Source organism: Corynebacterium glyciniphilum AJ 3170, assembly GCF_007673095.1.
Lineage (GTDB): Bacteria > Actinomycetota > Actinomycetes > Mycobacteriales > Mycobacteriaceae > Corynebacterium.
Map to the genome: position 1 here is coordinate 14,148 of NZ_VDYZ01000010.1, position 12,087 is coordinate 26,234.

The 12,087-nt window shown below is 64.5% G+C and carries 15 protein-coding genes; 9 read left to right on the plus strand and 6 right to left on the minus strand.

The window, feature by feature from the left end; all coding sequences use genetic code 11:
- The first annotated feature begins 125 nt into the window (after nt 1-125).
- The 4 genes from FS507_RS10610 to FS507_RS10625 are packed head-to-tail and all read left to right on the plus strand — an operon-like array spanning nt 126 to nt 2,755.
- Nucleotides 126-1,130, plus strand: a complete 1,005-nt coding sequence (locus tag FS507_RS10610) for a quinone oxidoreductase family protein (RefSeq protein WP_145942761.1) — start codon at nt 126-128, stop codon at nt 1,128-1,130.
- A complete protein-coding gene (locus FS507_RS10615) occupies nt 1,123-1,545 on the plus strand; it encodes a cupin domain-containing protein (RefSeq protein WP_145942762.1) in 423 nt (140 codons plus the stop codon). Before FS507_RS10610 ends, FS507_RS10615 begins: the two co-directional genes overlap by 8 nt.
- Entirely contained in the window at nt 1,545-2,399 is an 855-nt protein-coding gene (locus tag FS507_RS10620) for an aldo/keto reductase (RefSeq protein WP_440130348.1), read from the plus strand. Before FS507_RS10615 ends, FS507_RS10620 begins: the two co-directional genes overlap by 1 nt.
- A 35-nt stretch (nt 2,400-2,434) precedes the next feature.
- A complete protein-coding gene (locus tag FS507_RS10625; RefSeq protein WP_145942764.1) occupies nt 2,435-2,755 on the plus strand; it encodes a carboxymuconolactone decarboxylase family protein in 321 nt (106 codons plus the stop codon).
- A 27-nt stretch (nt 2,756-2,782) separates the two neighbouring features.
- On the opposite strand, the gene FS507_RS10630 is transcribed toward FS507_RS10625, so the two are convergent.
- Entirely contained in the window at nt 2,783-4,198 is a 1,416-nt protein-coding gene (locus tag FS507_RS10630) for an MFS transporter (RefSeq protein ID WP_145942765.1), read from the minus strand.
- A 102-nt stretch (nt 4,199-4,300) separates the two neighbouring features.
- Here FS507_RS10630 and FS507_RS10635 point away from each other — a divergent pair, with 102 nt between their 5' ends.
- From FS507_RS10635 to FS507_RS10655, 5 genes are all read left to right on the plus strand, one after another.
- Nucleotides 4,301-5,179, plus strand: a complete 879-nt coding sequence (locus FS507_RS10635) for a helix-turn-helix domain-containing protein (RefSeq protein WP_145942766.1) — start codon at nt 4,301-4,303, stop codon at nt 5,177-5,179.
- Between the two features lie 47 nt (nt 5,180-5,226).
- Nucleotides 5,227-6,111, plus strand: coding sequence for an aldo/keto reductase (locus FS507_RS10640; RefSeq protein ID WP_145942767.1), 885 nt, complete (start codon nt 5,227-5,229; stop codon nt 6,109-6,111).
- Between the two features lie 10 nt (nt 6,112-6,121).
- A complete protein-coding gene (locus FS507_RS10645; protein WP_145942768.1) occupies nt 6,122-6,562 on the plus strand; it encodes a VOC family protein in 441 nt (146 codons plus the stop codon).
- Between the two features lie 67 nt (nt 6,563-6,629).
- Nucleotides 6,630-6,809, plus strand: coding sequence for a hypothetical protein (locus FS507_RS10650; protein ID WP_038547011.1), 180 nt, complete (start codon nt 6,630-6,632; stop codon nt 6,807-6,809).
- 136 nt (nt 6,810-6,945) lie between these two features.
- On the plus strand, nt 6,946-7,866 hold the full coding sequence (locus FS507_RS10655) for an NADP-dependent oxidoreductase (protein WP_222121411.1): 921 nt from the start codon (nt 6,946-6,948) through the stop codon (nt 7,864-7,866).
- On the opposite strand, the gene FS507_RS10660 is transcribed toward FS507_RS10655, so the two are convergent.
- The 5 genes from FS507_RS10660 to FS507_RS10680 form a co-directional block, all read right to left on the minus strand.
- Complete coding sequence (locus tag FS507_RS10660; protein WP_145942770.1) at nt 7,847-9,361, minus strand: CotH kinase family protein; 1,515 nt, start codon at nt 9,359-9,361, stop codon at nt 7,847-7,849. The two genes, FS507_RS10655 and FS507_RS10660, sit on opposite strands and share 20 nt — an antisense overlap.
- A gap of 1 nt (nt 9,362) precedes the next feature.
- Nucleotides 9,363-10,049: a DUF4956 domain-containing protein gene (locus FS507_RS10665; RefSeq protein ID WP_145942771.1), complete on the minus strand. Its 687-nt coding sequence runs from the start codon at nt 10,047-10,049 to the stop codon at nt 9,363-9,365.
- Between the two features lie 15 nt (nt 10,050-10,064).
- Nucleotides 10,065-10,904 (minus strand): polyphosphate polymerase domain-containing protein, encoded by an 840-nt coding sequence (locus FS507_RS10670; protein WP_145942772.1) that lies wholly within the window; start codon nt 10,902-10,904, stop codon nt 10,065-10,067.
- 114 nt (nt 10,905-11,018) lie between these two features.
- Entirely contained in the window at nt 11,019-11,369 is a 351-nt protein-coding gene (locus FS507_RS10675) for a Fe-S protein (RefSeq protein WP_145942773.1), read from the minus strand.
- 126 nt (nt 11,370-11,495) lie between these two features.
- Nucleotides 11,496-12,047 carry a DinB family protein gene (locus tag FS507_RS10680; RefSeq protein WP_145942774.1) on the minus strand — a complete coding sequence of 184 codons (552 nt, stop codon included), beginning with the start codon at nt 12,045-12,047 and terminating at the stop codon, nt 11,496-11,498.
- Between the last annotated feature and the right edge of the window lie 40 nt (nt 12,048-12,087).

Genomic DNA, 12,087 nt, shown 5'->3' on the forward strand with positions numbered 1-12,087 from the left:
CCAGTATTCCAGCGGGGGAGCAGCGCTGTGAGGGGGAGGGATTTGTCCCAGGATATTTTTCTCCGCTGTGACGGCGAGGCTGCGAGACGATCATGGTGTGCAGTCAACAGATGAAGGAGATGACGATGCGCGCACTGATCGCAGGACGGGGGCCGGAGTGGGTCCTCGACGAGGTTGATGTACCGTCCCCCGGGCCGGGGGAGGTCCTGGTCCGTAACCACGCGGCCGCGACGAACAATGCGGATCTGCCCATGCTCGCCGAGGCTGACCCGTCCCACGGTGGACACGGCCGGGAGTTTACAGCCGGTTTCGAGTACGCCGGCGAGATCGTCGCCGTCGGAGAGAACGCGGGGCACTGGGCCGTCGGCGACGCGGTCATGGGATCTGTGCCGGCGTCGTTCGCGGACTATGTCGTGGCCGACCACCGGTTCGTGCTGCCACGGCCGGAAGGTCTCTCTCCGGAGATCGCCTGCGCGTTGCCGACGGGACTGCTGACCGAGCACGGCGCTCTGTCTGTGGCCGGCTTCAGACCAGGTCAGAGTGTCCTGGTGACCGGAGGCACCAGTGGCATCGGGATGATCGGTGTGCAGATGGCGAAGGCGCTCGGCGCGTCCTCCGTCATCGCGACGACCAGGAGGTCGGCCGGACGTGACCGGTTGCTCCGGCTCGGGGCCGACACTGTGGTCGTCACCGGGGAGGAGGATCTCACCGATGCGGTCCTCGACGCCACGAACGGGCGTGGGGTGGACGTGGTGCTCGACCACGTTGCCGGGCAGACCTTCGCCGAGTGTCTTCCCGCTACCGCGGAAGACGGGAAGGTGGTGAACATCGGGCGGCTCGCCGGAGCGGCATCGACTATTGATCTTGATGCGCTGTCGTACCGGCACCTCACCGTCCACGGTGTGTCGTTCGGGTTCACCCGGGACACGGAGATGGCCGGCGTCATCGCCGGGCTGCTGCCGGACGTCCTTCCTGCCGTCGCCCGGGGCGAGATTCGTCCGGTCATCGACAGGACGTTGGACATCACCGATCCGGCGCACGTTGCCGATCGTCTCCGCTCCGGCGAGGCCGACGGCAAGATCGTCCTGACCATTGTCCCGGGAGAATCCGGGGAGAAGAAGAATGACTGATTCAGGGTATGTACCGACTTTCCCGGTAGGGGACCCCAACACCGCCTACGCCGAGAACTTCGTGGGCCAGAGCTTTCTGAACATGCTCACCACCGAGGGCGTCACCATCGGAAACGTGACTTTCGAGCTGGGCTGCCGTAACAACTGGCACATCCACCACGCCTCGTCGGGTGGCGGCCAGATCCTGCTGTGCACCGACGGCAGCGGCTGGTACCAGGCCGAGGGGGAGGCGCCGGTGAGCATGACACCGGGCAGTGTGGTGAGCATTCCCGCCGGGGTGAAGCACTGGCACGGGGCGAAAGCGGACTCCTGGTTCACCCACCTCGCCGTGGAGGTCCCCGGTGAGGACACCCGCAATGAGTGGCTGGAACCGGTCACTGACGAGCACTACAGCACGCTATCTCAGGAGGACTGATGAGTTACAACGAGAGCTACACCCTGTCCAACGGTGTGGAGATCCCCGCGCTCGGATTGGGGACCTGGTTCATCGACGACGACAAGGCCGCCCAGGCGGTCCGAGACGCCGTGAGCGCCGGCTACCGCAACATCGACACCGCCCAGGCCTACGGCAACGAACGGGGCGTCGGCGAGGGCGTCCGCACCAGTAGCGTGGCTCGCGGGGACCTGTTCGTCTCCACGAAACTTGCCGCCGAGGTTAAGGACTATGACGGAGCCGTCGCCGCGATCGACCAGTCCCTGGAAACCATGGGCCTGGACTACATCGACCTGATGCTGATCCACAGCCCGCAACCCTGGGACGACTTCCGGGGCGGTGACTACGCCGAGGGCAACCGAGAGGCGTGGCGGGCGTTGGAGGAGGCCTACAAGGCCGGCAAGCTGCGCTCGATCGGAGTCTCGAACTTCCGGGAGGACGACCTGGACAACATCCTCGAGAACGGCTCGGTGGCCCCCCACGTGAACCAGATCCTCGTCCACGCCGGGAACACCCCCAGCGAGCTGATCGACTACTGCGCGTCGAAGAATATCGTGGTCGAGGCCTATTCGCCGATCGCGCACGGTGAGATTCTCGGCAATGAGAACGTCGCTGCGATGGCGGCCAGGTACGGGGTGAGCGTGCCGCAACTGTGTATCCGGTACACCCTGCAGCTGGGTGCGGTGTCGCTGCCGAAGACCGCGAACCCGGAGCACATGCGCTCCAACGCTGCGGTCGAGTTCGAGATCTCCGCAGAGGACATGGAAGTCTTGCGGAACCTTGATGAGAAGGACTACGGGGAGAGCAGCGCGTTCCCCGTGTACAGCGGTAAGTAGCGGAAGAACAGAAGAAGGAGGAGGAGGTCAGCGCGATGGCAGACAAGGTAACGGCAGGCAGGGACGTCCTGGGGGAGTTCGCCCCCAAGTTCGCCGAACTCAACGACGACGTGTTGTTCGGGCAGGTCTGGAACCGCGAAGACCAGCTTTCCGCACGTGACCGCAGTGTGGTCACTGTGACGGCCGTGATGGCCAGTGGTGTGCTCGACAGTGCCCTGCAGGGCCACATCGAACGGGCCAAGGCAAACGGGGTCACCGCCGAAGAGATGACGGAGATCTTGACGCACGCGGCGTTCTATGCCGGATGGCCGAAGGCTTGGGCGGCGTTCCGTATGGCCAAGGACATCTACGGGTAAGACGGAGACAACAGGAACGAACGCCGGTCACTGTGAAGTCCGGTGACGCCGTTCGGCGGGGACGATCAGTACAGCGGCTGCCACTACCGCGACGACAAGCATCACGGTGCCGCCGACGTAGGCGTCCACGACGTGTTCCTCGAGTGTGGCGGCGCCAGCCGCAGCAGCGGTGAGTACGGCGACGCCGAGGGTGGAGCCGAGTTGGTGGGCGGTGTTCACCAGGCCAGAGGCTGCCCCCGCGTCCTCGGCACGCGCGCCAGCGACACCGGCCGAGGTCAACGGACCGAAAGCGAACCCCTGGCCCAGGCCCAACAGGATCAGCGGACCGACTGCCCCGAGAACAAACGGGGTCTGTGCACTGATCTGGGTCATCCACGCCATTCCCGCGGTCACCAGCACCAGCCCGGCGACAACCAGCCAGGCGTTACCGAACCGTCGTGTCAGCCGGGAGACGAACAGGGACGCGGCGAACTGGACCAGGCTCATCGGAAGGAACCCGAGGCCGGCCTGCAAGGGGGTCCACCCGTAGACGCCCTGGAAGAACTGGGTGGTGAAAAAGAAGAAGGCGATCATCGTGCCGGCGAACAGCAGACGGGCGACCGCCGCACCGGAACGCTCGGCACTGGCGAACAGCCGCAACGGCATGATCGGCTGCCGTGCCCGCCACTCATTGACGACAAAGACAGTCAGGATGACCACACCGGCCACGATCGGCCAGACGGTCAACGGTTGGGACCATCCGGTCTCGCCGGCGTTGATGATCCCGTACACGAACGCCCCCATGCCCAGCGTGGAGGTGACCGCGCCGACGATGTCGAAGCGGCCCTTGATCGTCTCGAAACCCGGTAGATACTTCACCGCCAGGATGATCATCACCACCGCGATGGGCACGTTGATAAAGAAGCCGGCCCGCCAGGACACCCAGGACGCCAGGGCACCACCGACCACGAGTCCGAGACTGGCACCCAACCCGGCCGTCGTGCCGTAGGCTGCGGTGGCGCGGGTGCGCTCAGGTCCCGCGGGGAAGACCGCCGTGATCAGTGCCAGCGAGGACGGGGCGACGATCGCCGCGCCGATGCCCTGGAACGCGCGGGCCGTGACAATCCATATCTCGTTCTGCGCGGTTCCCACCAGCAACGACGCCAACCCGAACAGTGCAAGACCGACGATGAACACACGACGGCGCCCCAGCAGGTCGCCCATCCGTGCCCCGAGCAGGAGAAGTCCGCCGAAGACCAGGGTGTAGGCGTTCTGGGCCCAGGCGAGACCGCCGGGTGACAGGCCCATTTCCGCCTGGATCTGGGGTAGTCCGGTGAAGATGATTGAGTTGTCCAGCACGATCATGAAGTAGCTGACCAGCACGATCGCCAGGATCGCGCCGGTGTGCAGACCCCGGGTGCGGGTCGGCGCAGTAGTCGGCGCAGTAGAAACAGAGGAAGACATGACAGCCAGTGCACTCCTGTCGCTCGTCGCGGGGAAGTGACCGGTGAAACGTGTACCGGCTGTACACCCCACACCGGCTGTAGTGCGCCTAGCGTTGTGGTCATGGATCAACGAAACAAGGTCGGCGAGTTCCTGCGCAGCCGACGTGACCGGCTCGCTCCCGAACAGGTGGGCGTCATTAGCGGGGGACGTCGCCGCGTACCGGGGCTGCGCCGTGAGGAGGTGGCGATGCTGGCGGACATCAGCGTCGACTACTACGCGAAGATGGAGCGTGGTGACCTGCGTGGTGTGTCCCCGGAGATTCTGGACTGCGTGGCCAGGGCGCTGCAGCTCGACGAGGCGGAAACCGATCACCTGCATGATCTCGCCCGTGCCGCCGAACCTCACCCGACGCGTCGACGCAGGTCCAGGGAAACCCAGACGGTCCGGCCGAGTCTGCAGCGTTTCCTCGACGCTGTCACCGGGGCGCCGGTGTGGGTCCGTGACCGGCGCATGAACGTCATCACCGCCAATCCTCTCGGTCGAGCCCTGTATCAGCCGATCCTGGATGACGCCGACGGGCGGGGAAACACCGCCAGGTTCGTCTTCCTCAGCCCTGCTGCGCGTACCTTCTTCCCCGACTGGGAGCAGGGCGCCGATGACATTGCGGCGACGTTGCGTGGTTATGCAGGTCGGTACCCGCGGGACAAGGCACTCACGGATCTGGTCGGTGAGCTCGTCACCCGCTCGGATGCCTTCCGTCAGCGGTGGAGCGCCCATAATGTCCGCCATCACCGCACGGGTGTGAAGCGGATTGTCCACCCCGAGGTCGGTGACCTTGAGTTGGTGTACGAGGCGATGGACCTGCCGGCGAATCCGGAGTGGTTCATGTTCGGCTACACCGCCGAACCCGGCAGTCCCACCGAAGAGAGGCTGAAGCTGCTGGCCAGCCTCGCCGCGACGATAGACAAGGCAGCCGGGAGCAGAGCCACACATCAGTGAGCCGTCAATACACATCACCAGAAATACCGACCGAAGGGACAAGAATCATGGACATCACATTGAACAACGGCGTCGAGATGCCGGCTCTCGGACTCGGTGTCTACCAGAGTCCTCCTGACCAGACTGCAGCAGCGGTGGAAACAGCGCTCCGGGCGGGATACCGTCACATCGACACCGCCGCCTCATATGGAAACGAGCGGGAGGTGGGGGAGGGGCTCCGTGCATCGGGACTGGACCGCCGGGACGTTTTCATAGAGACGAAGGTGTGGACCAGCGACTACGGTCACGACGAGACCCTGCATGCATTCGACAAGTCCGCGGCCAAACTCGGCCTCGACACCATTGACCTGCTGATCCTTCACCAGCCAGCTCCTGATCACTTCGACCGGACCGTGGCTGCGTACCGGGCGTTGGAGCAACTGCTCGCCCAGGGTAAGGTCCGCGCAATCGGCGTATCGAACTTCATGCCGCACCACCTGTCAGAGCTCCTGGAGCAGATTGATGTGGTGCCGGCAGTGAATCAGATCGAATGTCACCCGTACTTCTCTCAACCCGCGGTGCGGGCAGCGAACGCCGAGCACGGGATTCTCACGCAGGCATGGTCGCCGATCGGTGGCATCACCTTCTACCCCGGGTGGGGCGACAACCGGAGAAGCGTGCTGACGGACCCGACCGTGCTGAGTATCGCACGTCGGCACGGAAAGAGCCCGGCGCAGGTGCTGTTGCGTTGGCACATCCAGGAAGGGCGCTCGGTGATCCCGAAATCTGTGCACGCAGACAGAATCAAGGAGAACATCGATGTCTTCGGTTTCATCCTCAGTGACAGCGACGTCGAGTCAATCGATGCGCTGGACACGGGTCATCGTCATGGGCCGGATCCGGATGAGCCGCTACCGGAGCATATTCGTGACCGGACGATCCCGGAGGCCTAAGCTCGAGATCATGGCACTTCAACGCATGGACCATGTCACCGTCGTCGTCCGGGATCTCGGCGCGGCGGTCGACTTCTTCCGTGAGCTGGGGATGGAGATTGACGGCACCACGCAGGTCCGCGGTGAATGGGTGGACCGGATCTGCGGCATAGACGGGGTGACTGCTGACATCGCGATGCTGCACACCCCGGACGGCCACGGGCGTATCGAGTTGACGAGGTACCTGAGCCCGGAACCCGACTCTGGCGTCCGGAATCCGGAACCGGTGGAGACGCCCGGACTGCGGCAGGTCATGTTCGCCGTCGACGACCTGGACAGCACCGTCCATCGACTCCGTGAACACGGCACCGAGCTCGTCGGCGAGATCGTCCGGTACGAGGACGTCTACCGCCTGTGTTATCTCCGCGGTCCGGAGGGGATCATCGTCGCACTGGCGGAAGAACTTCGCTGAGACGCGTATCCTGGTGTGCGCAAGGTATCCGACACGTGGACCAGAGACAAGGGAAGTGGAGGTTACGATGAGTGACGACAAGAAGCGCGACGACCGTGACGATGTCGACCCGGACCTGAAGAAGGTAGCGGACGACGAGTCGGAGCGCCCCGGTTCCGGCAAGGAAAGCGCTGAAGCGGCTGAGCGTCGCGTGGACCAGTGGGAGGAAGAATCCTTCCCCGGCAGTGATCCGCCCGCCCACTACTAACGTATCTGCAGAGTCCCCGCCTCCCCGTCCTGACGAACGGGGAGGCGGGGACTTTGGCACGACGGGGGCGGGGGTAGTACCCGAGGGGGTATGGAATACAGCGCTGTTGCGAGCTGTTGGCTGACACATGCGTGCCATGACTTACCCGGAGTACGGAGATCCTGACATTCTGCAGCTCAACGATGTGCCGGTGCCCAAAGTGGGTCCCGGAAGCATCCTGATCCGGGTCGAACGCGCCGCCGTGAACCCCGTCGACTGGAAAGTGATGTCAGGCGGTCTCGACCCCATGCTGGAGGCCGTCTTCCCCGTCATTCCAGGGTGGGACGTCGCCGGTACCGTCGAAGCGACCGGTCCTGACACCCCGGAGTTCTCGGTGGGCGACCGGGTCGCCGCCTACGCCCGTAAAGAGGTCGTGCACGGTGGTACCTACGCGGAGTACGTCGCCGTTCCCGCTGAGTCAGCTGCCGTCGTCCCCGCGGACGTGGACATCGACACCGCTGCCAGCATTCCGCTGGTGGGCGGTACCGCACTCCGGGCCCTCGAGACCGTGCAACTGTCACCTGACGACACACTGCTGATCCACGGCGCGTCCGGCGGGGTCGGGCACATCGCCGCGCAACTCGCCGTCGACTACGGGACCACGGTGATCGGTACGGCATCGCCGAAGAACCATGACCGGCTCCGCGAGATGGGCGTGACGCCGGTCGCCTACGGGGACGGACTCGAAGACCGGGTGCGTGAGATCGCGCCGGACGGGGTCACCGCCGTCGTCGATTTCGTCGGAGGTGTGCTGGGCCAGAGTCTCGCGCTCCTGGGGGAGAAGCAAGGAAACCGGCTGGTCTCGATCGCCGACAGCGACGTCGAGGAACACGGCGGGCGCTGGGTGTGGGTACGTCCGGACGGTGGACGGCTGCACTATCTCCTGGAGAAGGTCTCCGAGGGTGCGGTTTCAGTGCACATTGACCGGACATTCCCCCTGGAGTTGGCCGCAGAGGCGCTGGAGGTGTCGAAGTCGGGGGAGGCCAACGGCAAACTGGTCATCGACGTGACCCGCTGACACCCATACCGGAGCTGGGTTCGGGAGCGTCTTCGGAGAGGGACTCCAGGGCGGACCGGATGGACTCCGCGAGTGCAGTCGCACCGGTGTCTCCGGCGGCCTCCGCACGGGTGGTGAGCTCTTCGAGGGTGTCGGTGGCGTATCCACTGGCGATCAGCCGGTCGTAGAGATCGGTGTAGGCGCTCTCGTACATGGCGTAGAACTCGTCGTTGTCGAGGAACCTTTCCTTGAGGATGCTGCTGTCGCTGCCGCCACCCGGGCCAGCGCCTTCCTCACCGTCGCCGCGGTCGGGCATCTGCGGGAGCTCGCCGTTCTCGGGCATCTCCGGCATGCCGCCGCCCTGCGGCATCTGTGGCATGCCCTCAGTTCCCTGGGCAGCATCGCCACCCATGCCGCCCATGCCACCCATCATTCCGGACAGGGCCATGTTCAGGTCCCACGACAGGACCGTGAACTTCTTCTCCGTCGTGTCGTACCAGAGGTAGTAGTTGTTGCCTGGGCCGTCCATCGCATCGTTGTTCGACAGGATCTCCTGCAGGGCGAGATACTCCGCGAAGGACTCTGTGTCGACGTAGTCGTTCAGGTCCTCGGCGAACTCCTCGTCGGAGGACTGGTTGAGGAACTTCATCAGCGACATCACCGGCTGGAGGTCGTAACCACCTTCACTGTTGATCTGGTTGAAGGACTCCTCGTAGTCCGTCGGGTCGTCCCCGATGTAGTCGAGCGACCCGCCGGCCCGGGCTTTGTACAGCACACCGTCGCCGAGGTCATCGGCCCATGCGGTGTCCGGTGTGTCGACGACCAGACGCGAGGTGGACTCTTCACCGTTCACGGACACCGAGGAGAAGCTGTAGTCCTGGGTGGTCTGTCCGCTCTCCGCCGTCATCTCGAGGGCGAGCGCCTCGTTGAGGGCGACGTCTGAACCACTGGCGGCGGGACGTAGAGCAATTTCGGTCTTGCCCTGGTAGGCCCGGCCTTCCTCGTACTCGTCGAAGCTGATCAACCAGGGGAGTTCCTCGGGGGAGTCCTCGGAGAGTTGGGTCATCATGCCGCCCATGCCGCCGCCTTCGCCGCCACCGGGCCCCATGCCCATGCCGTTGCCGCTCAACGACGAGAGTGTGGAGTTGCCCTTGAGCCGGAGCGCCACGTCCTCGATCAGGGTGCCGTCGATGGTGATGTCGGCACTGATGAAGTCCTTCTCGCCGTCCTTCTGGAAGGTCGAGATCATGTCGTCGTACTCGGCCTGATTGAAGGTGATCTCGATGGTGTGGTCGCCGTCGTCGAAGAGGCCGGACTCGCCCTCGATGTTGTTGGTGATCACGGTTTCCGAGACCAGGTTGGAGGTGATGTAGGGGCGCACCATGCTGGCCCCGAAGACGAGGGCGATGGCCAGGCACACCGCCACCGCTGCGACGAGCAGCTTCCAGTGGTGCCGCAGCCGCACCGGCAGGCGGTGACGCAGCGGCGTCCGTTGTGTGTTGGTGGGCTGGGTCATGTCACATGTCCGTCTGGTCGTACCCGGTCAGGACGGTGGCCTTCTGGCCGGCGTTGACGACACGTAGCTCGTTGATGAGGTCCGCGGCCTTCACGTTCTTCTTCAGCTTCGCGGTGTAGCTGTACTCCACCAGCGAACCACCGCGCACGCTTTCGGTGCTGATCAGCTCGTACTCGGTGGTGTTCCGGATCAGGATGTCGTCGATCATCGGGGCGTAGTCGTCGCCGTCGGCGGGGACCTGCAGTTTGACCACCTGACGCTGGACGTCCAGGGCGAACCAGTTGAACCGGTGCATCACCAGGATGACCGCACAGATCACGACAGTGGCGAGGATCGCCAGCGTGTAGAAGCGGGTGCCGCATGCCATACCGATACCCATCACCAGGAAGATGAATCCCACATCGCGGGTCTCCTTGATGGCGTTGCGGAAGCGGACCACGGACAAGGCCCCGACCAGGGCGAAAGCGCGGGCCACGTTCGAGCCGACCACCAGCATGATCAGGGAGATCAGCATGCCGAGGATGATCAGGGTCTGCACATAGCCCTGGCTGTAGCTGATGTTCTTGTGGGTGTTGCGGTAGACCCAGGCGACGACGAGACTGCAGACAAACGAGAGTGTGAGGGACAGGAGCACGTCAGCGACGCTGAAGGTGCCGGAGAGGTCTGTGAGACCGAAATCGAGATCCATGGAAGACTTTCTTTCTCAGTTGGTGCGGACGAGGGAGGACGGGTCGACGTGCTCGTCCTCCGGGGCGTGGAAGAGTGACCGTGGTGCCAGGCCGTGGGCCTCGACGCTCTGGCAGTACTTCGAGATCCGTTGGACCTGCATGTCGTGCCGGGCGGCCATGTCGGTCACCCAGTAGGGGGCACGCTCATTGACCTTGACCTCCATGACCGCCAGGTCAGGACGGATGATGTAGCGGCTCTCCGTCTCGGAGCGCAGGTCGAAGTCGCGGTCACGTCCTCGGACACGGTGGTCGAGGGTGACCCGCAGGCCGAGGTCCGCTTCCGTCCCGACGTACGGCTCACGCCGGTACCCGGTCATCGCCGTCGGACGAAGGTCGAGTCTGATCACCAGGTCGAGGACTTCATCGATGAAACTCTGGTCGGCACCCGGGTACTCGACCCGCAGGCGACGGTCGCACAGGTCCAGTGCCAGGTGGTAGGGGAGCATGACGCGTCGCTTCTGGGTGACCCGGTTGACCCGTTGCTTGATCTCCACCGAGACCATCGAATCCGCCGAGACCGGTTCGTCGGCCCCGCCGGTCTCGCCGTACCGGCGGATCCGCAGTTTACGTCGGAACTTCAGCCCCTCGATCTTCTCGTAGTAGAAGCGCAGCTTGTCGGTGTCGTAGTAGACACTCCACACGCCGTAACCACCTGGGCCGGCGTGGGGGTCGTGCTCCATCCGTCGGGACAGTTCCTCGTGGATGGCAGGTATCTGCGCTGCAGGCACCAGGTACTTCAGCTCGTAGCGGTTGAAGGCGTGGAGCTTCCCCGGGGCACGCAGTTGATGGCTGATCTTGTTCGGTGGGCTGGTCATGTGACCATTGTTTCGGGATCGGCACCGCTCCGAATCCCACGGACATGGGATTTCACGTACCGCAGTCGTGGTACGCCGTCCGTACCCCCGTCCCCCTGTCTACGGAAGTTTTTCCTAGACCAGCACGGCGATCGTCGCGTTGACCAGGGTCAGCAGGCCGGCCGACCAGAAGAGCGCCGGAGGGACGGCGCCCTCCCGTTTCTGCCGTGCCGCACCGATGCCGAGGACGGCCCCGATGGCGATGAGGACGATGAGCTTGATGCCGATCTTCATGTAGTTCAGGTCGCCGTCGAGGCCCCACGGTGCGGCGAGGGCGAGCCCGGAGACGAGAGCCACGGTGAGCCCGATGTGCATGGCGGAGGTGATGCGGATCCGCCGGGCGAGGGCTTCGACGGCCCAGGAGCCGAAGAGGAGGGCGAAGCCGATGAGGTGGAGCACGATGACAATGTCGCGCAGAAGTTCCATGGATAGTCAGTCCTGTCAGTCGGTCGAAGTGGATCAGTCGCCGACGGAACACTGCATGTCAGCACGGTGAAATAAGGTGCCCGCCGGGCATCCTCAGGCTAACAGCGCACCCGGTGTGAACGTAATTTACCTGTACAGGTCGCGGAGCAGGCAGACCTCGGAGAGGTGGTGGATCATCTCGCGGTGAATATGCAGGACCAGGCGCGCCAAGGGGTCATCGGCGAAGGGGCCCTCGGCTTCCCCACAGGGGCGTGAGAGCCCGTCCTCGCCGAGGGACGCCACTCCGTCCTTCCATACCCCGTACTGCTCATCGAGCTGGGCCAGGGCGTCCTGCGCCGTGGTGGCGTAGGTGAAGGAGTCGTAGTCGACAGGTGGACCACCGAAGTGGGAGGCGTTCCGCATGCCGAGGACATCGACAATGACATGTCCGAGCCGCCAGGCGATCGTGGTCACCGGAGGTGGGGTCGGCTCGGGGAACGCGAAGTCGATGGTCATGGACCCTGCGCCTGCCTGCACTGGGGCAGTGCCGGTTCCCCGGGGCCGGATACTCCAGCAGCCGGCGACCGGCTCCCGGAAGTACTCGTCGTCGGTGAGTCCGTCGAGTCGCGCCCGGAGCTGATGCGTCCAGTGCCAGTCCATCTGGTCGAGGAGCAGCGAGTTCCAGCTGTATGTGGTCATGACACCCATGATCCTCCGGTTCCCGGGAAGTTTCCACGAC

Coding starts and splice junctions, on each gene's coding strand:
- FS507_RS10620 (WP_440130348.1), top strand. CDS start 1,545: ATGAGTTACAACGAGAGCTACACCCTGTCCAACGGTGTGGAGATCCCC.
- FS507_RS10630 (WP_145942765.1), bottom strand. CDS start 4,198: ATGTCTTCCTCTGTTTCTACTGCGCCGACTACTGCGCCGACCCGCACC.
- FS507_RS10615 (WP_145942762.1), top strand. CDS start 1,123: ATGACTGATTCAGGGTATGTACCGACTTTCCCGGTAGGGGACCCCAAC.
- FS507_RS10640 (WP_145942767.1), top strand. CDS start 5,227: ATGGACATCACATTGAACAACGGCGTCGAGATGCCGGCTCTCGGACTC.
- FS507_RS10655 (WP_222121411.1), top strand. CDS start 6,946: ATGACTTACCCGGAGTACGGAGATCCTGACATTCTGCAGCTCAACGAT.
- FS507_RS10625 (WP_145942764.1), top strand. CDS start 2,435: ATGGCAGACAAGGTAACGGCAGGCAGGGACGTCCTGGGGGAGTTCGCC.
- FS507_RS10610 (WP_145942761.1), top strand. CDS start 126: ATGCGCGCACTGATCGCAGGACGGGGGCCGGAGTGGGTCCTCGACGAG.
- FS507_RS10675 (WP_145942773.1), bottom strand. CDS start 11,369: ATGGAACTTCTGCGCGACATTGTCATCGTGCTCCACCTCATCGGCTTC.
- FS507_RS10650 (WP_038547011.1), top strand. CDS start 6,630: ATGAGTGACGACAAGAAGCGCGACGACCGTGACGATGTCGACCCGGAC.
- FS507_RS10660 (WP_145942770.1), bottom strand. CDS start 9,361: ATGACCCAGCCCACCAACACACAACGGACGCCGCTGCGTCACCGCCTG.
- FS507_RS10645 (WP_145942768.1), top strand. CDS start 6,122: ATGGCACTTCAACGCATGGACCATGTCACCGTCGTCGTCCGGGATCTC.
- FS507_RS10680 (WP_145942774.1), bottom strand. CDS start 12,047: ATGACCACATACAGCTGGAACTCGCTGCTCCTCGACCAGATGGACTGG.
- FS507_RS10635 (WP_145942766.1), top strand. CDS start 4,301: ATGGATCAACGAAACAAGGTCGGCGAGTTCCTGCGCAGCCGACGTGAC.
- FS507_RS10665 (WP_145942771.1), bottom strand. CDS start 10,049: ATGGATCTCGATTTCGGTCTCACAGACCTCTCCGGCACCTTCAGCGTC.
- FS507_RS10670 (WP_145942772.1), bottom strand. CDS start 10,904: ATGACCAGCCCACCGAACAAGATCAGCCATCAACTGCGTGCCCCGGGG.